The sequence below is a fragment of the Endozoicomonas acroporae genome, assembly GCF_002864045.1.
Classification (GTDB): domain Bacteria; phylum Pseudomonadota; class Gammaproteobacteria; order Pseudomonadales; family Endozoicomonadaceae; genus Endozoicomonas; species Endozoicomonas acroporae.
Window position 1 is genome coordinate 1 of record NZ_PJPV01000139.1, and the last position, 23,009, is coordinate 23,009.

18 protein-coding genes are annotated in these 23,009 nt (G+C 49.8%); 6 read left to right on the forward strand and 12 right to left on the reverse strand.

Annotated features, from left to right (window positions below; genetic code table 11):
* Positions 1 to 135 precede the first annotated feature (135 nt).
* A complete protein-coding gene (locus tag CX664_RS19680) occupies positions 136 to 543 on the reverse strand; it encodes a hemerythrin domain-containing protein (RefSeq protein WP_101748387.1) in 408 nt (135 codons plus the stop codon).
* 272 nt (positions 544 to 815) lie between these two features.
* Between CX664_RS19680 and CX664_RS19685 the strand changes: the two genes are divergently transcribed.
* Positions 816 to 2,297, forward strand: a complete 1,482-nt coding sequence (locus CX664_RS19685) for an alanine/glycine:cation symporter family protein (protein WP_101748388.1) — start codon at positions 816 to 818, stop codon at positions 2,295 to 2,297.
* 524 nt (positions 2,298 to 2,821) lie between these two features.
* The gene (locus CX664_RS19690; protein ID WP_101748389.1) at positions 2,822 to 4,294 is read left to right on the forward strand and encodes an alanine/glycine:cation symporter family protein; all 1,473 of its coding nucleotides are present in this window, start codon (positions 2,822 to 2,824) and stop codon (positions 4,292 to 4,294) included.
* 122 nt (positions 4,295 to 4,416) lie between these two features.
* On the opposite strand, the gene CX664_RS19695 is transcribed toward CX664_RS19690, so the two are convergent.
* From CX664_RS19695 to CX664_RS19705, 3 genes are all read right to left on the reverse strand, one after another.
* Entirely contained in the window at positions 4,417 to 7,845 is a 3,429-nt protein-coding gene (locus tag CX664_RS19695) for a hypothetical protein (protein ID WP_146000167.1), read from the reverse strand.
* A 385-nt stretch (positions 7,846 to 8,230) separates the two neighbouring features.
* Positions 8,231 to 9,484: a hypothetical protein gene (locus tag CX664_RS19700; protein WP_146000168.1), complete on the reverse strand. Its 1,254-nt coding sequence runs from the start codon at positions 9,482 to 9,484 to the stop codon at positions 8,231 to 8,233.
* Positions 9,485 to 9,774: 290 nt separating this feature from the next.
* Positions 9,775 to 10,521: a cyclic di-GMP-binding domain-containing protein, MshE-related gene (locus tag CX664_RS19705; RefSeq protein WP_101748392.1), complete on the reverse strand. Its 747-nt coding sequence runs from the start codon at positions 10,519 to 10,521 to the stop codon at positions 9,775 to 9,777.
* Here CX664_RS19705 and CX664_RS19710 point away from each other — a divergent pair.
* From CX664_RS19710 to dxs, 3 genes are all read left to right on the forward strand, one after another.
* Complete coding sequence (locus CX664_RS19710; protein ID WP_101748393.1) at positions 10,520 to 10,792, forward strand: exodeoxyribonuclease VII small subunit; 273 nt, start codon at positions 10,520 to 10,522, stop codon at positions 10,790 to 10,792. The genes CX664_RS19705 and CX664_RS19710 overlap by 2 nt on opposite strands.
* Positions 10,793 to 10,794: 2 nt before the next feature.
* Positions 10,795 to 11,706: a polyprenyl synthetase family protein gene (locus CX664_RS19715; protein WP_101748394.1), complete on the forward strand. Its 912-nt coding sequence runs from the start codon at positions 10,795 to 10,797 to the stop codon at positions 11,704 to 11,706.
* Positions 11,707 to 11,851: 145 nt separating this feature from the next.
* Positions 11,852 to 13,777: a 1-deoxy-D-xylulose-5-phosphate synthase gene (gene dxs, locus CX664_RS19720; protein WP_101748395.1), complete on the forward strand. Its 1,926-nt coding sequence runs from the start codon at positions 11,852 to 11,854 to the stop codon at positions 13,775 to 13,777.
* A gap of 93 nt (positions 13,778 to 13,870) precedes the next feature.
* Here the strand turns inward: dxs and ribA are convergent, their stop codons facing one another.
* The 5 genes from ribA to ribBA form a co-directional block, all read right to left on the reverse strand.
* Entirely contained in the window at positions 13,871 to 14,464 is a 594-nt protein-coding gene (ribA, locus tag CX664_RS19725) for a GTP cyclohydrolase II (protein WP_101748396.1), read from the reverse strand.
* A gap of 350 nt (positions 14,465 to 14,814) precedes the next feature.
* A complete protein-coding gene (locus CX664_RS19730; RefSeq protein ID WP_101748397.1) occupies positions 14,815 to 15,327 on the reverse strand; it encodes a phosphatidylglycerophosphatase A family protein in 513 nt (170 codons plus the stop codon).
* 22 nt (positions 15,328 to 15,349) lie between these two features.
* Positions 15,350 to 16,339 (reverse strand): thiamine-phosphate kinase, encoded by a 990-nt coding sequence (thiL, locus tag CX664_RS19735; protein ID WP_219622240.1) that lies wholly within the window; start codon positions 16,337 to 16,339, stop codon positions 15,350 to 15,352.
* A gap of 72 nt (positions 16,340 to 16,411) precedes the next feature.
* Entirely contained in the window at positions 16,412 to 16,897 is a 486-nt protein-coding gene (nusB, locus tag CX664_RS19740; RefSeq protein ID WP_101748398.1) for a transcription antitermination factor NusB, read from the reverse strand.
* A 344-nt stretch (positions 16,898 to 17,241) separates the two neighbouring features.
* A complete protein-coding gene (gene ribBA, locus CX664_RS19745; RefSeq protein WP_101748399.1) occupies positions 17,242 to 18,360 on the reverse strand; it encodes a bifunctional 3,4-dihydroxy-2-butanone-4-phosphate synthase/GTP cyclohydrolase II in 1,119 nt (372 codons plus the stop codon).
* Between the two features lie 220 nt (positions 18,361 to 18,580).
* Between ribBA and CX664_RS19750 the strand changes: the two genes are divergently transcribed.
* The gene (locus tag CX664_RS19750) at positions 18,581 to 19,942 is read left to right on the forward strand and encodes an OTU domain-containing protein (RefSeq protein ID WP_101748400.1); all 1,362 of its coding nucleotides are present in this window, start codon (positions 18,581 to 18,583) and stop codon (positions 19,940 to 19,942) included.
* A gap of 86 nt (positions 19,943 to 20,028) precedes the next feature.
* Here the strand turns inward: CX664_RS19750 and CX664_RS19755 are convergent, their stop codons facing one another.
* The 3 genes from CX664_RS19755 to CX664_RS19765 all read right to left on the reverse strand — a co-directional run bounded on the left by CX664_RS19755 (position 20,029) and on the right by CX664_RS19765 (position 22,743).
* Positions 20,029 to 20,901, reverse strand: coding sequence for a protein kinase domain-containing protein (locus CX664_RS19755; RefSeq protein ID WP_101748401.1), 873 nt, complete (start codon positions 20,899 to 20,901; stop codon positions 20,029 to 20,031).
* 169 nt (positions 20,902 to 21,070) lie between these two features.
* Positions 21,071 to 22,207 (reverse strand): bifunctional diaminohydroxyphosphoribosylaminopyrimidine deaminase/5-amino-6-(5-phosphoribosylamino)uracil reductase RibD, encoded by a 1,137-nt coding sequence (gene ribD, locus CX664_RS19760; protein WP_101748402.1) that lies wholly within the window; start codon positions 22,205 to 22,207, stop codon positions 21,071 to 21,073.
* A 14-nt stretch (positions 22,208 to 22,221) separates the two neighbouring features.
* The gene (locus CX664_RS19765) at positions 22,222 to 22,743 is read right to left on the reverse strand and encodes a HugZ family pyridoxamine 5'-phosphate oxidase (RefSeq protein ID WP_101748403.1); all 522 of its coding nucleotides are present in this window, start codon (positions 22,741 to 22,743) and stop codon (positions 22,222 to 22,224) included.
* Positions 22,744 to 23,009: the final 266 nt, after the last annotated feature.

Genomic DNA, 23,009 nt, shown 5'->3' on the forward strand with positions numbered 1-23,009 from the left:
TGGGCAGTTGCTATGCAAGGCGCAACGTAGGGAGCATAGCCTTAGCTATGTGACCGGAGTTGCAACGCCGCAGAGTGACTGCCCACTTAGTCAGAAATATATGATTTCATTTGGTTAACTACTTAACTGCCGGTTTCAAACACCTTTGATTTTATCGTAAGTCTTGTAGAGAATCGCTTCTTCCTTGGTAATTCGCTTGCTCAATGCCTTGATGATGTTGTTGCAGTCCTGCTGAAAGTTTTTGTTGGTATTCTCACCATTTTCATACAGGGCGAAAAAAACCATCACGTCGGCAGAAATCTTATCCATATCCAGCGCATAGTCAGTCAGGGTAGACTTCAGACTGTCATCGTTCTCAGCGGCTTCTCGCAATACCGGATACAGGTACTTATCTTCTTTGTTTAAGTGGGCCAGCAGCATTTTTTTTGCGGAAAGTATCAAATTTCGACCTTGCTGGTTGTCAACACCCACTTCACGTGCTTGTAAAAGCAGGTCACTGATTTGCACGTGTTCACTTTTGAATTCCCGGATTAACTGAGACATTTGTGTTCACTCCCTGAACATAACGGTTTCTAATATTTTAGGACGCTATTACTACATTCGTCTCAAACCGTTAATTATTAACCGTTTTGAGTGGCTGGCTCACCTTCAGACTCTGCTTCGACCGCTATTGCCCGGGCAGCCCACTGGCCATCGATAAACAAAGGCATTGTTTATTTTTTGTCTTTTTGGGCAGTTTTTACCCTGCAAAATCCCCCTTTGTGTCAAAAATCCTCTGCTATTCTTGTTTGGTGTGAAAAATCATTGGGGCTCAAATGAGTACGACCTTTTTAGAAATTACCACCTTCATTTGGGAATATTTACTGATCTATCTGCTGCTGAGTGCGGGTGTTTACTTCACTGTCAGAAGCCGGTTTGTCCAGTTTCGTTATTTTTTTCACGCATGGAAGCTGACGCTGGGGTCTCGAAAGACATCAGGTAATGAAATCTCTTCTTTTCAGGCCCTTTGTACCAGCCTGGCTGCACACGTAGGTACTGGTAACCTGGCCGGGGTTGCCATTGCCATCTTTATCGGTGGCCCCGGTGCGGTGTTCTGGATGTGGATCGTTGCCCTGCTGGGGATGGCCTCCAGTTTTGTGGAGAACACGCTGGCGCAGCTCTATAAAACCAACAATAAAGATGGAACCTTTCGTGGTGGCCCTGCTTACTATATAGAGAAGGCACTTGGCCTGCGCTGGCTGGGTATTTTATTTTCAGTTCTATTGCTAACGACCTTCGGGTTTGTCTTCAATGCGGTTCATGCTAACTCGGTATCCCAGGCGGTTTCCGGTCATATGGCGATAAGTCCGGTATTGGTCGGCCTGGTCATTGCCGGTGTGACCGCTGTGATTATTTTCAGAGGGATCCACTCGATTGTTCATTTTGCAGAGTTAGTGGTTCCGGTAATGGCCCTGGCTTATCTGCTGATTGCTTTTGGTGTTGTCGCTTTTCATTTGAAGGAAATGCCTGCCGTTATTACGTTGATTTTTGACAGTGCATTTGGTCTGCATTCAGCCACAGGTGGTGCTATTGGTTATTCCGTGGCACAGGCCATGATGCAGGGAATCAAGCGAGGCCTGTTTTCCAATGAGGCTGGTATGGGCAGTGGCCCCAATGCTGCTGCGACAGCGACACCCAAACCAAACCATCCGGCGGCTCAGGGCATTGTGTCGATGATCAGCGTGTTTATCGATACCATTGTGATCTGTACAGCGACCGCTGCCATTGTGCTGCTATCCGGCCAGCTGGAATCAGGCGGTACCTTTAATGGTATCCAGCTGACTCAGGCTGCGCTCGCTGGTATTGTCGGTGGCTGGGGGCAGTGGTTTATTTCCATTGCTGTCATCTTTTTTGGTTTTACATCAGTGATCGCCAATTATTACTACGGTGAGTCAAACCTGCTGTTTATTCGTAACAGTCCCCGGTTATTGCAGGTTTATCGATCTGTTGTCGTATTTTTGGTCTTTCTTGGTTCAATCGCATCCCTCGAGATGGTATGGATGGTTGCTGACCTTGCCATGGGGCTGATGGCACTGATTAATCTAGTGATCATCCTGTTGCTCAGTGGCCCGGTTATGCAGGTATTGAGGGATTATGATTTACAGTCAGGATCCGGCCGCTCCCCTGAGTTTAACCGCATTCGTTTTCCTTTTCTGGATCGAACGATTGATAAGGACGTCTGGGTTCATAAACCTGAGTCTGAGGACTCTCTCGAGCGCATTGGTAATGCCAATTTTCAGGAAACGAAGTCCTGTTAGCAAAAGTTGAAACGTTGATGTTGGTTGATCTTTATCAGGGATTGCTTGTTTGAGGAATGTTGTTGACAAGGTAGTCTTTTACATTGCCTCGTGTTATCTATAACTAAACAATGAAAGAGTATTATCAATAGTGTCATTTAATTGATAATTGGTATGCTCATTATTTGTTTCCTGATGAAAAAGCCTGTTTTGATGTTTGCTATTTTGAAATGGTGGGGCTTCCTGATTGTTTAGGAAATGTTTTATTTTACCGTAAGGGTATTCTAAATTTTTGTTCAGGCTTTCAATCGCATCAGTTGTTATTTGTGCGTATTGGGGATCGCGTTATGCGTATTTCTGTGGTTTGTTATTTGGCCTGAATTGGACATAGGATGTGTTGTTTTTAAAGGGTTTCAGGCAGTTTTTAAAGGATTTCTATTGTTTGGTTGATAGGTGTTTATACTTATCATTCAAGGTTTATTCCCTAATGTTATAAATTTTAATTTGAAATAAAAATCGAGAATACACAATGCGCCGGAAATTTTATGAATAACTTAATAGACTCCATCAATGGTCTGCTATGGGGCAGCATTCTTATGTACCTGCTTATGGGGGCAGGTCTGCTTTTCACGGTAAAAACCCGCTTTGTTCAGATTCGCCGGTTTACTCTGGCAATGAAAACCATGCTGTGCAGCCGTGCGACTGATTGTTCTACTCATGTCTCTCCGTTTCAGGCGTTTTGTACCAGTCTTGCTGCACGGATAGGTACTGGTAACATCGCGGGTGTCGCGGTTGCCATTACTATGGGTGGGCCTGGTGCTGTTTTCTGGATGTGGCTGATCGCGGTTCTGGGTATGTCCACCAGTCTTGCCGAGAATATTCTTGCCCAGCTTTATAAGACCAACAACGGTGATGGTACTTATCGAGGTGGCCCGGCTTATTACATTGAGAAAGCCCTTGGGCAGCGCTGGCTGGGTATTATCTTCTCCATCTCCCTGATTATTGCGTTTGGCTTTGCCTTTAACAGTGTGCAGTCTAACTCCATTGCAGCGGCATTCAGTGGCTACGAAATTCCAACGGAAGCTATTGGTATGGGGCTGGCAATGGTGAGTGCCCTGATCATCTTCGGTGGTATTCGTTCCATTGCCAAAGTGGCAGAGATGGTCGTACCGATCATGGCTTTTGGCTATCTGGGTGTGGCCCTGGTGGTGGTATTTATGAATATCACAGAGCTGCCGGCGGTCTTCAGCCTGATTATCAAGAGCGCTTTTGGTCTTGATAGTGCTGTCGGTGGTGGAGCGGGTTACGCGGTATCCCAGGCGATGCAGCAGGGTATCAAGCGTGGTTTGTTCTCCAATGAAGCGGGTATGGGTAGTGCCCCTAACGCAGCAGCAACGGCACACTCGAATCATCCTGCCAACCAGGGCCTGATGGGGATGCTGGGCGTATTTATGGATACGATCATTGTCTGTACTGCGACCGCTTCTATTATCCTGATGTCCGGCGTAATGGACGGTTCTGGCGCAACAGGTATCGAGTTGACGCAGCTGGCTCTGGAAAGCCAGGTGGGGCCGATCGGTAAGCACATGGTAGCTGCGGCTATTCTGTTGTTTGCTTTCAGTTCGATCATTGCCAATTACTACTATGGTGAATCAAACCTGCGCTTTATCATGGACAAGAATTGGCTGGTAAACGTTTATCGTTTTGCTGTACTGGGTATGGTGATCTGGGGGGCAAGCAGCAGCTTGCCAACCGTGTGGGCGTTTGCTGATGCCTCCATGGGGATCATGGCACTGATTAACCTGACGGCTATTCTGATGCTTTCTGGTATTGTTGTTCAGGTTCTGAAGGACTTTGATGACCAGGTGGCATCCGGTGTGACGCCGGTATTCAATCGTCGCAAGTTCCCATTCCTTGATAAAACCATGGACGCAGACGTATGGACCGAGCACAGCTCAGGTCCGGTTGAAAACTCTGATAAGGCAAAAGTTAAACGCACTGCGGCACCAGACGTTTAATTCCGACTTGGCTGAAATCAGTGAAGGCCACTTTTTTGGTGGCCTTTTTTATCCTGAGACAGTTGTTGACGATAATTACGCAGTGCGGACAAAACCGTGAGCCGACAAAAAGGTGGCGTTTCTTATTCAGGATGCAGCAACGCAAGCAGTGCTTTGATAAATTCCTTTCTCTTGATCTCGAAATCGTTAACATGCGCAGTGGTCGATAGCCAGTTGTTCACTCTGAGTTCAAAGTCATTGCGGCAAATATGGTTGGTCAATTTGATTCCAAGATTCTCAGTAAGAGCATGGAGGCGTTGTTGTTCGCGAAATTGTTCGGTCTGACAGTCAGGTTTTACGGGTTTGCCGTCAACGTGCAAAGCGATAAACTGGCTGGCTTTATGCAAGGTAAGCAGGGCGCGCATAAGCAAACCGTAAATACGTTCATCGGCGTTTTGAGGTGAATTAAAAAGAATGGTCCGTGGTATATGAAATGCCGCTTCTTTTTGCAATTGCCCGGTCAAAGAGTCAAGGTTTTCAGTGAGGTATTCCAGGGTATCGTTCAGTAACCGGATTTCTTCAGCAAACGGCAAACACATTACCGGCCTTTCAACGCCAGGAACGTGGATGGCCAATTCTGCGGTATTTCTACGGGCTGCCCTGCCATCAATATTGACCTGAAGTCCCATTGCTTTCATCCCCAAATCACCCTCTTTAAGCTGAATATTGTAAGCGCCTGGCAGTTTAATCGCCTGACATCCCGGGATAAGCCCGATGGCGACGCTTTTGGGGATGTCTGAGTCCATGTCGCTGTTAAGAGTCTGCAGCTTTTTAACGAGTCTTCTGGCCGGCTCTTTGTCCGTGCAGATAATGTCAATATCATTGAATGATGAGCAGAGGTTCTGTAAAAAACGGGCATATGAGCCGGTAATCAGAATTTGAGGATTGCTATAAAGACTATTGATTTCCTGAATAACCTCCAGTGCTTCCAACGTTAATGCGTTTAACCGCGTGACCGGACTGTCCAAACCCGGCCTGCTTGACCATTGCTTCACCGTTTGCACTACATAGGCGGTAGCTGTCTGAGTGGTGGACGTATTGTCTGTTTTATCCCGGCATTCACTGCCAGAACTGGCGGCGGATGCCGTGACCGATGTTGTTCTTCGGCCAGAACTCTCTACACCGGGGGGGGCGTGGGGGAGTTGTTCTTTATGGTCATGCCCATCGGTATTTGCACGATTGGCTGAATGTCTGTTGCCATCACCGGGAACGGTACTTTCCGGTTGAAACAGTAACTCATCCATTATGTTGGCTTCGCAGCTGTAATGTTCAAACCAGCAGCCCAGGGCGCGGCGCAGCTTGCTTCCTTCAGGAAAACTCTGAAGACTCTCCAGAACCTGATACCTGTGGATTTGTCGTCCATTAACAGATTGGCGGGCAATATGGCATTGTGCCAGGAAGAAGAAATGCAGTCGTGAGTTCTGAAATGAGCGCCTCAGTCTTTTGATGGACTGCAATACCTGTTCTGCTGATACTCTCTGATGATTTATTGGCAGCCCATGCTGCATCGCCATGCATTGCAACATACATTGCAACTGATGTTGCTCATCGTCTTTGGCCGACACATGGTTTAAGATTTGCCAGGCTTCTTGCAGTAAGTCCTGCGCGTCGTTGGTTTCATCGTAACACTGAGATCGTTTCAGCCTTTGCATCAGATACCTGGCTTTCCTTGAAGAGTGATCCCCGGATGCCTCATTAAACGCTGCTAATACGTCCTTGTTATCCAGATAGTTGCCATTCAATTCTGTTGCATTCAATACCAGCCTGGAGTAAAAAATCGCTTTTTCGAGCAGCCAGCCACCTTGTTCATAACCTTTAATGACTGCATCCGGTTTGACCTGCTGGCCATTCAGCATCAGGCCCCTCAGGCAACATTCCGCTTTGAAGCGTGCTATCCCCAGTTTTCCTTTCGGGCTCTCCGGGAAATCCTTGACCACCGCCTCCGGTGTGACCTGTTGACCATTCAATGGGAGGCCTTTCAGGCAGCATTGCTCCTTAAAACGTGCTATACCCAGTTTGCCATGCTGGCTATCCGGGAACTCCTTAACTACCACATCTGGTGTGACTTGCAGGCCATTTAACAGCAGGCCTTTCAGGCAGCATTCCGCTTTGAAGCGTGCTCTGCCCAGCCTGCCATCTGAATTATCCGGGAAATCCCTGACCACCATATCCGGTATGATTTGCTGGCCATTCAACGGCAGGCCCTTCAGGCAACATTTCGCTTTGAAGCGTGCTGCCGCCAATCTGCCCTCTGGGCTTTCCGGGAAATCCTTAACCACCGCGCCCGATGTGACCGGCTGGCCATTCAACGGCAGCCCCCTCAGGCAACATTGTGCTTTAAAGTGTCCCAGCTCCAGTGCGGCCTTGGTTGCCTGATAATCCGCCACCACCTTATCCGGTGTGATCTGCTGACAGTTTAACGGCAGGCCTCTCAGGCAATATTCTGCTTGAAATCGCACTATCCCCAGTCTGCCTTCCGGACTGTCCGGGAAATCCTTTAGCACCGCCTCCGGTGTGACCTGTCGGCCATTCAACGTGAAGCCTTTCAGGCAACATTCCGCTTTGAAGCGTGCTATTGCCAGTCTGGCTTCCGGACTGTCCGGAAAATCCTTTAGCACCGCTTCCGGTGTGACCCGCTGGCCATTCAACGTCAAGCCTTTCAGCCAACATTGTTCCTTAAAACGCGCCAGCTCGATTGTTGCTTTGGCGGCCTGAAACCCCCTGACCACCACATCCGGTGTGACCAGCTGGCCGTTCAACGGCAAACCTCTCAGGCAACATTCCGCTTTGAAACGCAGGGGCTCCAGTGTTGCTCTGGCGACCTGATACCCCTTAACCACCGCATCCGGTGTAACCTGCTGGTCATTCAACGAGAGGCCCAGCAGGCAACATTGTTCCTTAAAGCGGGCTATTCCCAGTGTGCCCTCTTGATTATCCGGGTAAGCCTTAATTACTGCGTCCGGTGTGATCAGTCGGCCATTCAACGTCAGGCCCCTGAGACAACATTCTGCCTTGAAGCGCGCTATCCCCAGTTGTCCTTCCGGACTGTTCGGGAAATCATTAACCACCGCACCCGGTGTGACCAGCTGGCCTTTTAACCGCAGACCTCTCAGGCAACATTGTTCCTTAAAGCGCGCTATCCCCAGTTTGTCTTTCGGGCTCGTGGCAAAATGCCTGACTACTTCGTCCGGTGTGACCTGTCCGCCATTCAACAGCAGGCCCCTAAGGCAACATTCTGCTTTGAAAAGCGCCAGCTCCAGTGTTGCCCTGGTGGCCTGAAAGCCCTTAACCACTTCCTCCGGTGTGACCTGCTGGCCATGCAGTGGCAGACTCTTCAGGCAGCATTCTTCCTTAAAGCGTACGATTGCTAGCTGGTATTTATTGTTTCGACATGGCTCCCGGTTGAATTCTTGAATGACCTGATCCGGGGTCACTTTTCTATTGTTAAGAAGAATGTTTTGTAAGCAGAGCTTTTGCAGGAAGAAGCCGCTGCGCAGAGACGATGTGTCCATCCCATAGGCTCTCAGTACATCAGCTGATGTGACTTGACGTCCATTTAATGGTTTTTTCCCCCAAAAGGCATCCTCAACACATTTGCCATTATTCAGGGAGCGAGCAGTACTTTTAAACGACGGACGGTTTGAGACTCTTTTGCCGCTGAATGTATTTCCGGAGTGCGGAGAACTCGCGCTTGAAGCAGGTTGTTGATCACCAGCAGGCTTTGGGTGGGAGTAGGCGGATGCGATTGCTTTCAGAATAAAACCCTGCACACTTGGAATATAAATACCGCCGTTTGACCTTCAAATGATTATCAGGTTCAAAATTTCAGGATCAAGACTGAACGATCCTGATTGTGGAAGAGGCACGGCAGAAGTTGGAAACTGTCGCTTAATGAAATTATGCAAGATTATCGTCGTTCAACTGACTTGCCTTCTGCTTCAGTCGAGAATAAAAGTCGTCTCTTTCAGCCAACCAGCCGCCACGTTCATAGTCCCTGCCAACCTCATCTGCACAGATCGCCTGGCGCTTTAAGGGCAGGCCGTTCAGGCAGCATTCCGCTTTGAAACGCACCAACGCCAGTATTGCTTTTGCTGCCGTATAATCCTTGACCACATCATCCGGTGTGATCTCTCGGCCAGCTAACGGCGGTTGCCTAAGGCAACATGCCGCTTTGAAGTGCGCCCTCTCAAGTTTGCCTCTCGCGCTATTCGGAAAAGCGTTAAGCAAATCACCCGGTCTGATCTGTTGGTCTCTCAACGGTATACGCCTCAGGCAACACTGCCCAAAGAAGCGCGCTATCTCCAGTTGGCCTCCCGGACTATTCCGGAAAGCCTTGGCCACCATGTGTGGTAAGACCGGATTACCCAATGGCAGGCCTCTTAAGCAACATCCCTGCTTGAAGAACGCTATCTCCAGTTTGCCTTCCGGACTATCCGGGAAAGTCTCAAGCACCGCCTTCAGTGAAGGCCGCCGACCATGAGGCGGCGGTTCCCTCAGGTAACACTGCGCCTTGAAGATGGCCATCTCAAGTTTGCCTTCCGGACTATCCGGGAAAGCCTTGATCACAGCTTCCGGTGAAACCTGCTGGCCATACAGCAGCAGTTCCCTCAGGCAACATTGAGCTTTGAAGAGCGCCATCTCAAGTCTGCCTTTCGGAGTATTCGGGAACGCTTCGAGCGCAGCTTCCGTTGAGACCATCTGGCCATGCAGCGGCATTTTTTTCAGGCAACAATGCGCTTTGAAGAACGCTAACCTCTCTTTGCCTTCCGGGCTATCCGGGAACGCCTCGACCACAGCTTCCGTTGAGACCTTCTGGCCATTCAACGGCGTGCCCCTGATGCAACAATTTGCTTTGAAACGCGCTATCCCCAGTTTGCTTTTTGGACTGTCCGGGAAAGCATTAACCACTTCATCCGGTGTGAGCTGACGATCATTCCATAGCAGGCCCCTCAGGTAACATTCCACTTTGTTGTCCGCTCTTTCAAAAAGCAACAAGGACATGCTTTTATCGTTGACCAACATTTTTTTAATGACATGGTCTGATCGAAGGCACGACACATGACGTGTATGGGTCGCACTGAAATGAACAAAATCAAAAAAAGACAAATTACTGGCAATGATTTCCAGTAGTTCATCAGGAAGTTTGTTCAAATAACAGCTAACAGGTTGGCAATGTACTTTTTTTACCGTTCTGATACCAAAAAACGCGAATGGAATTGACGAGTCAGGGGTTTGGGGATCAAGAATGTACGCCTGTACTCGGGGCGACACAGCAGGGGCTGGAAACATAATATAGGTCCTTGTTCACCTTTTTTTCTATGAGCCCGGGGTCTGAAAAAAGTTCCACTCGAGGCAATGACTGGCTTGCCTCGAGTAAAAAATTATTATGCTGGTCGATGACATATCAGGGCTATTTAAAAGTCGCGCAGCCCTGAAACGTTTCAAGGCAGGGCTGGATCAAGCTGGTTGTGGATGGTTCTGATAAATAACCTGGCATCAGTAAGCTCAAGATCTGCAAGAGACAGCGCCAGGTGGTTTTTGTTGCCATCGGTTATCAATCGCAGGCCGTCAAAGTTCAGCTCACCAAGCGTGCTTGGGATCCGCAGCCGAATCAGTCCATTGTGCCTGAATTCAATCGTTGACAAATCAGGGTTGAATTCAAGTGTGTCAGCGGAGCCTGCTATCAGGAGCGGCTTGAGCAGTGTTTCCAGCGTGCTATCAATCGGCTCAGCATGTTCTTTCGCAAGCAGTGGATAAACCGGAGTGAGCAGAGCCATTGACAGGGAGGCGGATAAACGAAGCTGGCTCTGGCTGGAAAGTGCCCTGCGCAGTTGCCATCGTGACAGCATGCGCTGTTCTATCAGGTATTCACCAAGCAGCTGGTCAGGTCTTGTTGACCGTTGAATGGCGGCATCAAGCTGTTCTGGTGAGATATATCCTTTTTTTATCAGGATCTGGCCCAGCCTTGAGTTGTGGTAAACTGCCTGCCGTTTTTGTTCTTCCATCATTAAGGTCCATGATCTTGCCGGAGCATTGCTTTCAATATCGGCCAACGGGATAATGGTTTGATCATTGCGGATGGTCGAAAGCGGTTGGTCAAACCAGTGCGAAAATCGTTTTCGCCAACTATTCTCGTCATGGCTCGTTGATAACGTGCCATGAATGTTTTCTTCAACAGGCTCATTCATGTCAAAAAATACGGTAGATACTGAGAGCTTTGCCTTTGAGCAGTCTTTGGCGGAGCTGGAGACATTGGTCCAGAAAATGGAGTCCGGCGATTTGAGCCTGGAAGAATCTCTGAAGGCCTTTGAACAGGGCATTAAACTGACCCGTGGCTGCCAGAAAGCATTGACCGATGCCGAGCAGAAAGTTCAGCAGCTGCTTGTGCAAAATGGTGAACTGACCACAGAGCCATTTGCTGTTGACGGTGCAGAGCCTTCAGCAGATAGAGGGCTGTGAAGATGGCAAGCCCTGTGCCGCTTTCAAAATTTATCGAGCAGTGTCGTTTACAGGTGGATCAAGCGCTCTCTAAAGTCCTGCCTGATGACAGTAAGGTCAGCCCTTTGCTGCTGGAAGCGATGCGATACAGTGTTTTTAATGGTGGCAAAAGAGTGCGACCAACGCTGGTCTATGCTGCCTGCCATGCTTTTGGAGGGGATGTTAAGCAGGCCAACCCTGCTGCCTGCGCTGTTGAATTAATCCATGCCTACTCACTGGTTCATGATGATTTGCCGGCAATGGATGATGATGACCTGCGCAGGGGTAAGCCAACCTGTCACAAGGCATACGATGAGGCAACTGCGATTCTGGTGGGCGACACGCTGCAGAGTCAGGCCTTTGAGGTGTTGGGCAATGCCCGTTTATGTCCTGATTCAACCCTGACTGACAGTGTTCGATTGCAGCTGGTGACGATCCTCAGCCAGGCGTCGGGATTGGCTGGCATGGCGGGTGGTCAGGCGATGGACCAGTGCGCCGCAGGGACGGAGCTGAACCAGCAGCAGCTTGAGTTGATGCATACCCATAAAACCGGTGCTCTGATTCGGGCCAGTGTCCGTATGGGAGCATTGTGTGCCAGGCCGTTGCAGGGCGAGGAGTTGCAGTCACTGGATCATTATGCAAGAGCTATTGGTCTTGCCTTCCAGGTTTGGGACGATATTTTGGACGTTATTGCTGATACGGAGACGCTGGGCAAGCTTCAGGGAGCGGATATGGCTCTGGACAAACCAACTTATGTTTCCCTGATGGGGCTGGAGGCAGCGAAAGCTTATGCCAGAGAGCTTCACCATACTGCCATCAGCGCCCTTTCCGGATTCGACCATTGTGCTGATTTTCTTCGCCAGATTGCCGATTACATCATTCGAAGAAGCTACTAGCGTTGTAGGTGGCTTCAGGAATCCAACCTATCTGATTTGTCAATTCTATGGGCTAGGCTGCACAACAAGATTGTGCGATGCTATTCCAGTCAGGTTGGGTGTACAATGCCAGCCAGCGGATCATCCCAGACGTTATTACGAGCACATGTTTCACGAGATACCCAAGACACTGCCTGATACTCCTTTGCTGGACCAGGTAAATAATCCGGAACAACTCCGCGCACTTGAAGAATCCCGTCTGCCACAACTGGCCCGGGAGCTGCGGGAGTTTTTATTGTATTCCGTTGGGCGGACAGGGGGGCATTTTGGTGCCGGGCTTGGTGTAGTGGAGCTGACCATTGCGCTGCACTATATGTTTAACACTCCGGAAGACCGTTTGGTCTGGGATGTGGGGCACCAGGCTTATCCGCATAAAATTCTGACGGGGCGCAGGGACAGAATGTCATCCCTGAGACAAAAGGATGGCCTCGCCGCTTTCCCGAAAAGAGACGAAAGTGAGTTCGATACGTTTGGTGTCGGGCATTCCAGTACGTCTATCAGTGCGGCGCTTGGCATGGCCATTGCCGCCCGGGCCAAAGGTGAAAAGAGGCGCACTGTTGCGGTGATTGGCGATGGCTCCATGACGGCGGGTATGGCCTATGAAGCCATGAATCACGCAGCGGATGTAAAGGCCAATATGCTGGTGATTCTTAATGATAACGATATGTCCATTTCCAGAAGTGTTGGCGGGCTCTCCAACTATCTGGCCAAAATACTTGCCAGCCGGACTTACCACCATATTCGTGAAGGCAGTAAAAAGGTTCTGAATGTTATTCCCCGTGCCTGGGAGCTGGCAAGACGAACCGAAGAACACGTCAAGGGAATGGTGGTTCCCGGAACGTTGTTTGAAGAGATGGGGTTCAACTATATCGGCCCTATTGATGGTCATGACCTGCCCATGCTGGTTCATACCCTGAGAAATATGAGAGACCTTGAAGGTCCTCAGTTTTTGCATGTGGTGACTCAGAAGGGGAAAGGGTTTAATCCGGCCGAGCAGGATCCGATTGGTTACCATGCTATTACCAAGCTGGAGCCACAGGCAGCCGGGAACCAGAAGACGGTTGCCCCCAGAAAGCCCAAATACGCCAATGTTTTTGGACAGTGGTTGTATGATATGGCCGCAGCGGATGAGCGGTTGATGGGTATTACGCCGGCAATGAAAGAAGGCTCTGACCTGATTCGTTTTGCGGATCACTTTCCGGAGCGTTACTTTGATGCGGCGATTGCCGAACAGCACTGTGTCACCCTGGCGGCAGGCATGGCCTGTGAAGGCCTCAAGCCCGTTGTTGCGATCTACTCGACATTCCTGCAGCGTGCTTATGATCAGCTGATTCATGATGTCGCAGTGCAGAATCTGGATGTGCTGTTTGCCATCGACCGTGCCGGTATGGTGGGGGAAGATGGCCCAACCCACGGTGGCTGCTACGACATTGCCTATCTGCGTTGTATCCCCGATATGCTGGTGATGACGCCGGGTGATGAAAATGAAACCAGGCAGCTGTTGTCTACAGGTTTTCTTTATAAAGGTCCGGCATCGGTTCGTTATCCCCGGGGAACAGGACCAGGTGCTGAGATTTGCCTTGATCTTGCACCTTTGCCTGTTGGTAAGGGGGAAATTCGTCGTAAAGGAAGCCGGGTAGCGCTGCTGGTGTTTGGCACCTTGCTGGGGAATGCCCTGGCAGCTGCTGAGTCGCTGGATGCAACCGTTGCCAATATGCGGTTTGTTAAACCTCTGGATGAAGCGCTGGTCAAAGAGCTTGCTGCTAACCATGAGTTGTTGGTGACCCTGGAAGAAGGGTGTATTGCCGGTGGTGCAGGCTCAGGCGTGATGGAATATCTGCAGAAGCAGGAAATTACTGTGCCGGTGCTGAACCTTGGTATTCCTGATACTTACATTGAAGCGGCGAGCCATAAGGAGCAGTTGGCTCAGTGCGGGCTGGGTCAGGAGGGTATTATTCGTTCGGTTCGTGACCGGATGGAGCGGATAGAGCGGAAGTCATTTCATCTTGGCAAAGCAGCTACTCCCGCTTAAGGAGTTTGCCCTGGACAACTGTCTTTCACACGACAGCGTCGAGATGAAAAAAAGGGAGCCAGCTGGCTCCCTTTTTGATGTTATTGGATTTGTTCAGGCCATGTTGTACATGTGCCCCAGCTTCCACACTTTGGTGGCCAGATAACGCTCGTTGTGAGGGTTTTGACCGGTCTGGTGCGGGATTCTTTCGGCAACCTGAATGCCCAGGTTGGTAAGGGATTCAACTTTGCGTGGATTGTTGGTCATCAGTTTCAGGCTGGAAACGCCAAGATGATCAAGCATGGTTTTGCACATGTCATACTTGCGCATATCCGGTTCAAAACCCAGTTCTTCGTTTGCCTGAACCGTATCCATGCCACTGTCCTGAAGGTGATAGGCGCGAACCTTATTCAGCAGACCAATGCCACGGCCTTCCTGGCGGAGATAAAGCAATACTCCCCGGCCTTCTTCAGCAATACGCTCCAGGGCCGCCTGAAGCTGCGGGCCGCAGTCGCAGCGCATGCTGAACAGTGCATCGCCCGTCAGACATTCGGAATGAACCCTGGCAAGTACCGGTCCCCCCTGACTGACATTCCCCATGGTTAATGCCAGATGCTCCTTGCCCGTACCACTGTCTTCGAAGCCATACATGATGAATTCGCCATAGGGCGTGGGTAAGCGAGATTCTGCAACAAAACTAACAGACACTCACTGCTCCTTATGTAATTCGTGACCGGATTGTATCAGTCTGTGAGGCGTCAGGCGAGTATGGTAATAAGGCAGAAAAATAGAGAGAACTACCGGCTGACCCGTAACAATGGGTTAGTAATTTGCCTCAATCTGCATGACTCCACGATGCTCTGACAGTTTGACGTGTTTCAGAAAGCTCCTGGTAATACGATGTCAGGGTAGGAGCCTTCGATAACGGTTACTTCTACGTGGTTTACCTGAATGTTGCCCAGAAGAAAGGTTGGCAGTCTCATTATGTATTCTTTTTTCTAATACTTACTGCTTTTGATGATATCCGGGTTAACCCGGTTAACAATCTCTATGTAGGGTTATGTGAGAACTTCCTTCAGATAGACATAGTGAATGGCCTGCAGGCATAAAAATGCAAAGACGCCTGCCACCAGGTCATCAACCATAATGCCAATACCGCCGTGAACTTTTTTATCCAGCCAGCTGATCGGCCAGGGCTTCCAGATATCAAACAGCCTGAACAGGACAAAGCCCAGAAGAATCCAGGGCCATCCTACCGGGGCAGCAATCATGGTTATCCAGAAGCCGCAGAATTCATCCCAGACGATCGCTGGATGGTCATGCACCCCCAGATCTTTTGCGGTTCGCCCGCAGAGCCAGAAACCCACCACGGAAGCGACCACTATAACCCCAAGGTATGTCCAGAGACTTAATCCCTGCAGTAGCAGGTAAAAGAACACGGCGGCAATGGTGCCGAAGGTACCGGGCGCTTTAGGAGCCAGCCCGCTGCCGCAGCCAAAGGCGAGAAAGTGAACAGGATTTTTCCAGCAGGTTTCTCTTGGTGCTATGCCTTGTCTGGTAGAGAGCGTCATGGGCTTTATATTCTTTCAGAAATCAAAAATGAGTGTAGGCTTTTTTGCTGAGCAGGTTGCCCTGTGGGTCTCTGATTATTCCAGACTCATCATTAATCTGGCCAATACAGGTAATGCGACAGCCATCTGAGAGTTTTGCTGGCAGCGTCTGAGCCAGTTGGCGGGGAATCGTGAAACAGAGTTCGTAATCGTCACCACCGGTCAGGGCCAGGGTGAGGGCGCTATCCTGGTCATGGCACCGGCCAAGGGCTGCAGACCTGGGAACCAGATCGGGCTCGATTTCTGCGCCCACGTTGCTGGCTTCGAGGATATGGCCAAGATCACCCAGCAGCCCATCGGAAATATCCAGGGCCGAGGTAGCACCTGCCTGGCGCAGCCATTGCCCGGCGAATAGACGGGGGGAGGGGTACCAATAGCGATGTAACAGGTATTTAAGGCTTTCATCACCGCAGGTTTCCGGTGTCTCGCCGCTCAACACAGAAGGCAGCGCCCCGGCGGCATCACCCAGGGTGCCGGTAATACAGATAAGATCACCGGGCCGGGCACTACTGCGTAACAGGGCCTCTCCTTTGGGGACCAGCCCCTGGACCTGTAGCGATAGGGTTAGCGGTCCTTTTGTGGTATCTCCACCAATCAACGGGATTTTAAATCGCTGGGCAAGCTGGGCAAGACCTTCAGAGAACTCTTTCAGCCAGAGCTCGGAAACCCTGGGCAGGGTCAGGCCAAGGGTAAAACTGTGCGGTTCTGCCCCCATGGCGGCAAGATCACTGAGGCTGACGGCCAGGGCGCGGTAACCAAGGGCGAAAGGATCGCACTCACCGGGAAAGTGAACCCCTTCCACCAGGGTGTCCAGTGACTGGGCAAGCTGCATATCCGGGGGGATGTCAAAGAGCGCACAGTCATCGCCAATGCCAAGAATGCTGCTGGTATATTGCCCTTGAATCCGTGCGATCTCAGGGCGAGCAAAATAGCGTTTGATCAGCTCGAATTCACCCATTACACCAGTGGCCATAAATCCCCGTTACATGGTCAAGTCGTCTTCTGTGCCTGACATCCGTGATGGCGTAAGCCGCTTATAATCAGCCTATTTTTTCCGGTAGGCTTGCACTTCCTCAGAACGCAGGCGTGGTGCCAGCTTGTCGAGGATGCCGTTAATGTAGCGATGGGAGTCCTGGGCACCAAAGCGCTTGACCAGTTCAATGGCTTCATTGATCACCACCCGGTAAGGAACATCCTTCCGGTTGATCAGTTCAAAGCAGCCAATGCGCAGGGCTGACAGCTCCACCGGGTCAAGCTGGCTCAATGGGCGGTCCAGTACGGCGGTCATCGCTTCATCAAGCTGGTTGGTTTGATTGGGCACACCATGAATGATGGCACTGAAATAGCCGGCATCCACTTTGCTGAAATCGTTGTCCGTGCGGAATTGCGCTTCAATCTGGTTCAGTGGTGATTTGGCAATTTGCCACTGATACAGTGCCTGAAGGGCCAGCTGTCGTGCTCTTCTGCGAGCCGACGGGTTGAGCCGGTCTGCGCTCTTCTTTTGAATGGGGTTGCCTTGTGGGTTATTCATTGGCGAGGTGCTCACCTCAAGCCTCCAGATTCTATAAAAGGGATATCATTTGAAAGGCGTGTGCCTTTCCACCCTTGCTGCCAGATTTGTCCAGGTTTGTTACCGTCAGAGCATCAAGGGGAAGCAATTCATCTTCCAGATTAACCTGAGACGGCTGTTAAACACATTCGTTAGCAACGCAATCAAAGTGCGGTGTACCACCAGAAGGTGAACCAACCAAATAGTAATAGCAAAGGCAACTTCTGTATTAAATACAGATGAACGATATCCGATCAGTTTACATGATCGGGTAACGTTCATTGTGATTTTTTTACACTATTGAGGGGCTATGTCCATGGGATGAGTTACTCACCAAATGGCAGATACTCCACAACTTCCAGGTCAAACCCGGAAAGAGCCGCAAAGCGGATGGGCGAGCTTAACAGGCGCATCTTGCCAACGCCCAGGTCCCGCAAAATCTGTGAGCCGGTGCCAATGGCCTGGTAGGCTCTGGACATGCCATCGGAAGACGAACGCTCATTGGCATCAACAAAGCGCTCCAGGGCCATTCCCAGGTCCTGGTGGCTGCCGGAATCCAGCAGTACCACAACCCCGCTGCCTTCTTCGGCGACCCTGGCCATGGCTTTATGCAGAGACCAGCTGGTGCGGGTAGCGTCACTGTGGGCTGCCAGCAGGTCACGGAACGGTTCCATGGCATGAACACGAACCACGGTTGGTGAGTCCGGCGTGATATAGCCTTTGCTGAGCGCCAGGTGTTTGCAGTCGCTGATGCTGTCCTGGTAAACCGAAAGATCAAACTGGCCAAAGTCGGTATTAATGACCCGCTGCTCAACCTTTTCTACGGTTTTTTCATGGATAATCCGGTAGTGGATCAGGTCGGCAATAGTACCGACTTTCAGGTCATGCTTTTCTGCAAACGCTTCCAGGTCAGGGCGACGGGCCATTGAGCCATCTTCATTCATGATCTCAATAATGGCGGCTGCCGGTGTCAGCCCTGCCAGACGGGCAAGATCACAACCGGCTTCTGTGTGGCCAGCGCGGCTCAAGACCCCGCCGGGTCTGGCACGAAGTGGGAAAATATGACCTGGCTGGACAATGTCGGCCGGGCGTGAAAGTGGGTCAACCGCCGTTAAAATGGTTCTGGCCCGGTCCTGAGCGGAAATACCTGTGGTCACCCCTTCTGCCGCTTCAATGGATACGGTGAATGGTGTGCCATAGCCAGACTGGTTGTCCGAAGCCCCCACCATCGGCGGAAGGCCGAGGAAATCACAACGATCGCCGGTCAGTGTCAGGCATAGCAGCCCCCTGGCCTCACGGGTCATAAAGTTAACAATTTCCGGGGTGATTTTCTCCGCAGCGATGATCAGATCACCTTCGTTCTCACGGTCTTCATCATCCATCAGTATGACCGGCTTACCGAGGCGAATGTCCTCTAGAAGTTCTTCGATGGAGTTCAGCTGCATAATGTCCCTCTGATACCCGGTGGTTTCCGGTACGATTTCTTATCAGCTATAAGCGAAAAAATGTGTGGCGGCTATTTTACTCTTTTCGTCAGGGGTTAAAAGTGGTTTATGGGGGATTTGTGCTTTGTTGTGATTTGCCTGTAATGTTTTAGGCTAAGCGTATTATTGGTGTTTATCTGGCTGGTCACTATTCAATGGAATGATAAAGGGACTAATCATAATGTTTGGAAATACATCGGATGTATTAAAGTCTTCTGCTGACGTTCTTGAAAATTGGAACAGTGCAGGTAACCACAGCCGCTGGCGATCCCTGGCTATGCAAAAGGTGAATACGTCAGATGGACGACTGGTTTATAAGCTGGAGGTCAAGGAAGGTTTTTTTTCTTATCTGATCAATCATGTCAAATGTTTCCTCCTCGCACCCCATTACAGGAAAACCATGGAGGAAGCGCTTCAGGCACCCACCATAGAGAAAAGCATAAAGGATCGGTATGTTGCAGGGGTTAACAAGGGGGTTGTGCCCTTTGTGAGTCACATACCATATCAGGAATCATTGCCAGCAATCGAGGGTGGCCAGAATGCAAATCGTCAGACAACCGGATCGACAGAGTCAGGCGATGATTCAGGTTATGAAACGGCCAGTAATCTGAGTGACATTCCTGACCCATTGGATGTAGATGACATGGAACGTGTATATAGGCTGCCTGATGAAGTGCAGGGTGAAGGTTATTCTGAGAGCCCTGTGAGCCATAACCATGCTGACACGTTTAATGATGAACTCCAGCAAGCATTAGCGGACAGCAGGGTGACCGAAGTCACGGATCAGTTGAGACGTGCTGACCGGGAGGCAGTTGAGCTGGCAGAAGCTTTAAGTCATAGCCTGGCTACTGCAACTGATGAGAATGATCCCGCTTTGGGCCGGGCGTTAGCGCTCAGCAGAAAGTCGCAGCAACGGGATGAGCAAATGCGTAGTGCCAGAGAGCGGGCAGATGTGGCAAAGGCCATTCAGCGTAGTCTGAACTCAGGCACGGTTGCTGAAAGTGATCCCGATATGGCGCTGGGTATCGCTGCAAGTAAACAAACGAACGCCGTTGAGCAAGAACAATTTATCCGGCAAGAGCAAAAGGCGCAGGCCATATTAGCGAAATACCACCGGAAGTTTGTTCCGACGGCTCGCGATGGCGATTGTTTTTATGATGGTATGTCCAGGGTTAGAGGTCATTCCAGCATCAGGGAATTAAGAAACCGATCCTACCAGGAGGGAATGCAGTGCCTGCAAGGCAATCGTAAGCTGCAGTTTGACTCGGCACTCACTGTTACGTTTAAAGAACAAATTGAACAGTTACAGAATCCCCATAATTATGCCGAACAGATTGATCTTCGTCTGATGGCATACACTGAAAATTGCTGGATCATTGTTTGCGATCTTGATGAAAAGGTACTCAACGTTGCAGGTCCTGAAGGTGAGCTTGAAGAGTATCCAAAAAAAACATTGTCTGAAGTCATGGGGCAATACCCTGAGGCAGAATTATTTGTGTACGATATAGAGGCCAAACACTACATGACAGGCAGGAAAAAGTAGTACTTAACGCATCAGAATAGAAAAAACCGAAAGCACGCCAACAATTGTCTACTAACGAGATCCTCACTCGTTGGAGTGTGCTTTTCTCAGGCCCGCAACGGATCGGAAAATTTATCAGGCTTGGGCAGTATTTCTAATTGAGTGGTTAAGCTTTCCAGGATATTTTCTATCTGGCCTGAATCAAGACGTGCGTTTAAAAGGTCTGAGATGATTTTCTCCTGCTCATTTCTAAGTTCTTGTTTCAATCTTTTCAAGCTTTTATCAGGGCCTTCTCTACAAATTCTTATTTCATACTGAAGGCAACCAGAGCAATCTTTTTGTCCGGGCGGGACTCCCACACAGTCGTGACCCATCCTGTCGAGCAGGGATAGCAATAGCTCACCTATTTTTTGCTGTTGTATGCGATTCCAAATGAGGGTGCCATCAGAATTATTCGGTCGGCCGAAATCAGAAATTTTCAGCCTGTTATCTCGGGCAACATACAGGACATTTTTCTGGCTAATATCTGCACTGATAATCCTGCCTTTTTGCAGTATGTGGAGATACCCTCTTAATAATTCGGCTATAAAAAAGTTCAGCTGTTTGCTATTCAACCTTGTTTTGTCTTGCCCCCATAAACCAATGAGTTGATATACATTGCAGTCTGCCAGCTCCATAGCAATGGTAGAACTATCCAGAGAGTAGTCCAACATAGTTACAATATTTACATGTGGGTTTAATGCTTTGAGAGCATTGATTTCAATTTCACCGTAATGGCTGGGTTTTTTCAGTGCGACATATTTGTTTTCTGTATTTCCTGTTATTTTTTCAGCAAGAAACACTTTCGAGAAACAACCTTCGCCAATCTGGTGTTTTTTTATATATCTTCCAGACATGAGCGCTACAGTTTCATTGTTTTCGTCAAAATGTGCTTGTGGTGGATGTTGATAAGTTGATTCAGATGGATTAACAGATTGCATTTACTAACCTCAATTTTCGGTTAAGTTATCGTTAATGGTTGTAAGTAGTTCTTCCTTTGCTTTCACATAAATCACTAACCGTTATATTAGTAATAACAACACCTTGTTTCTTCAAATAAAATGGAACATTTTAAGCAGAAAATCCCCATCTTTGGTTGGGAGCAGCTTATCAAGACAATGGTCGCGCTGTGATTTTCCAGTCATTACCTATTGCCCGGATATCTTTGATAACCAGCTCTTTTTTTTCAGACATGCTTTGCAATGGTAAGTTCAATAGAGGTCTTGCTGCTGAGCCCATCAGGACCGGAGCCATGAATACCACCAGCTCATCAATCAGGTTTTCAGCCATCATACTGCCAGCCAGTTGAGCGCCGGTTTCCAGTAGCACCTCGTTACACTCCCTGCGTCCCAGTTCTGCTAACAGTGCCGGGAGGTTAACTCTGCCAGCCGTTTGGTCTTCGGCATTATCTAAAACCAGCACTTCTGCACCCGCTTGCTCCAGCCGGGCTTTTTTCTCAGGGCAGCATGGTGAGGTGGTAACGATCAGGCAATGCCCGGGGCCTGAAATAACTTTGGCATCAACGGGCGTTTGCAGTGTGGAGTCCAGAACCACCCGCAGAGGCTGACGTTTGCAGATCGCTTCGGCATTGGTCAAACCCAGTTCATCGGGGCGAACCGTCAGTGACGAATTGTCGTAAAGGATCGAACCTACCCCGGTGATAATGGCACAACTCTGTGCCCTGAGTTTTTGCACTTCACTGCGAGCCTTGGGGCCGGTAATCCATTGGGATTCACCGCTGGCCATGGCGGTTCTGCCATCCAGGCTCATGGCCAGTTTTGCTCTGACCAGCGGCATGCCCGTAGACATGCGCTTGAAAAAACCTTCATTCAGGGCTCGGGCTTCATCGGCAAGAACGCCGGATTGGATTTCTATTCCCGCTTCCTGAAGCAGGGCCATGCCTTTACCGGATACGGCCGGGTTGTCATCCTTTATAGCCGCAACCACCCGTGCGACACCGGCAGCCTTGAGGGCTTCTGCACAGGGCGGTGTTCTGCCAAAATGGCTGCAAGGCTCCAGGGTTACATAGGCTGTGGCACCCTTGGCCTTGGTGCCAGCCATGCGTAGTGCATGCACTTCGGCGTGAGGCTCTCCTGCCTTTTCGTGCCAGCCTTCGCCAACAATATGACCGTTGACGTCTACAATTAAACAGCCAACTCTCGGGTTGGGCATGGTTGTATACCAACCTGAGCGAGCCAGCTCGATAGCCTTAGCCATAAAGCCGCTGTCTATCGCTTCTTGGGTCATTGGAACCTCGGTTATTACTTTTTATTATCGATAACAATATGGCTGAAGGAGCCATCCGCATTGATTTTGAAAGCTTTGCCAAAACCAACGGTATACTGGCCATTTTCAGGTGTCAGGGCAAAGAGGTGAAAGTCCGGCAGATTGCGCAAGACTTCCACCGTATTGCCAAATTTTTCCTGAATCAGGTCCAGCCAGTGGTCACAGCGTTCGGTGCCTCTTGCCAGCTCATCGGCCTGACAATGGAAAAAGGCACGCTCCCGGGCAAACAGGTTTTTGGTTTCTGACTCAGGGGCGGCAAACAGGATTGAGCACACAGGGTTAGCCAGCAGGTTGGGAGTGTGGTGAGCCAGCTCGCTGACGAATATATAAAAAGTACCGTCTTCCCCCCGCAGGTAGGGAGTGTAGCTGATTTCCGGTCTCCCTTGTGGAGAAAGCGTGGAAAGCGTTAATGTTTGATGGCTGTTCACCAGCTTCTCGCAGCGTTCAGCGATGGCCGCAAGTTCTTCACCTTCTATAACTGCTACTTTCTTGCTCATGACTACCTTGGATGAGAATCAGCATCATTAGCGGAGTAATATAACCTATTGCGAGCTTTATTGTCTCTTCGTATAAGTAGCTAACCATATGGAATCATATATTTCTGACTCCTTGTTCAGGCACTCTGCTTCGTTACAACTCCGGTCACATAGCTACGGCTATGCTCCCTCCGTTGTGCCTCGCATAGTACCTGCCCAAGTAGCCAGAAATATATGATTCCATATGGCCAGCTACTTAGATGACGTGCCCAAAGGAGTAAGATAAT

Coding starts and splice junctions, on each gene's coding strand:
- CX664_RS19765 (WP_101748403.1), bottom strand. CDS start 22,743: ATGAGCAAGAAAGTAGCAGTTATAGAAGGTGAAGAACTTGCGGCCATC.
- CX664_RS19695 (WP_146000167.1), bottom strand. CDS start 7,845: ATGGACACATCGTCTCTGCGCAGCGGCTTCTTCCTGCAAAAGCTCTGC.
- CX664_RS19750 (WP_101748400.1), top strand. CDS start 18,581: ATGTTTGGAAATACATCGGATGTATTAAAGTCTTCTGCTGACGTTCTT.
- nusB (WP_101748398.1), bottom strand. CDS start 16,897: ATGAATAACCCACAAGGCAACCCCATTCAAAAGAAGAGCGCAGACCGG.
- CX664_RS19755 (WP_101748401.1), bottom strand. CDS start 20,901: ATGCAATCTGTTAATCCATCTGAATCAACTTATCAACATCCACCACAA.
- thiL (WP_219622240.1), bottom strand. CDS start 16,339: ATGGCCACTGGTGTAATGGGTGAATTCGAGCTGATCAAACGCTATTTT.
- ribD (WP_101748402.1), bottom strand. CDS start 22,207: ATGACCCAAGAAGCGATAGACAGCGGCTTTATGGCTAAGGCTATCGAG.
- dxs (WP_101748395.1), top strand. CDS start 11,852: ATGTTTCACGAGATACCCAAGACACTGCCTGATACTCCTTTGCTGGAC.
- CX664_RS19705 (WP_101748392.1), bottom strand. CDS start 10,521: ATGAATGAGCCTGTTGAAGAAAACATTCATGGCACGTTATCAACGAGC.
- CX664_RS19730 (WP_101748397.1), bottom strand. CDS start 15,327: ATGACGCTCTCTACCAGACAAGGCATAGCACCAAGAGAAACCTGCTGG.
- CX664_RS19710 (WP_101748393.1), top strand. CDS start 10,520: ATGTCAAAAAATACGGTAGATACTGAGAGCTTTGCCTTTGAGCAGTCT.
- CX664_RS19685 (WP_101748388.1), top strand. CDS start 816: ATGAGTACGACCTTTTTAGAAATTACCACCTTCATTTGGGAATATTTA.
- CX664_RS19715 (WP_101748394.1), top strand. CDS start 10,795: ATGGCAAGCCCTGTGCCGCTTTCAAAATTTATCGAGCAGTGTCGTTTA.
- CX664_RS19680 (WP_101748387.1), bottom strand. CDS start 543: ATGTCTCAGTTAATCCGGGAATTCAAAAGTGAACACGTGCAAATCAGT.
- CX664_RS19690 (WP_101748389.1), top strand. CDS start 2,822: ATGAATAACTTAATAGACTCCATCAATGGTCTGCTATGGGGCAGCATT.
- ribBA (WP_101748399.1), bottom strand. CDS start 18,360: ATGCAGCTGAACTCCATCGAAGAACTTCTAGAGGACATTCGCCTCGGT.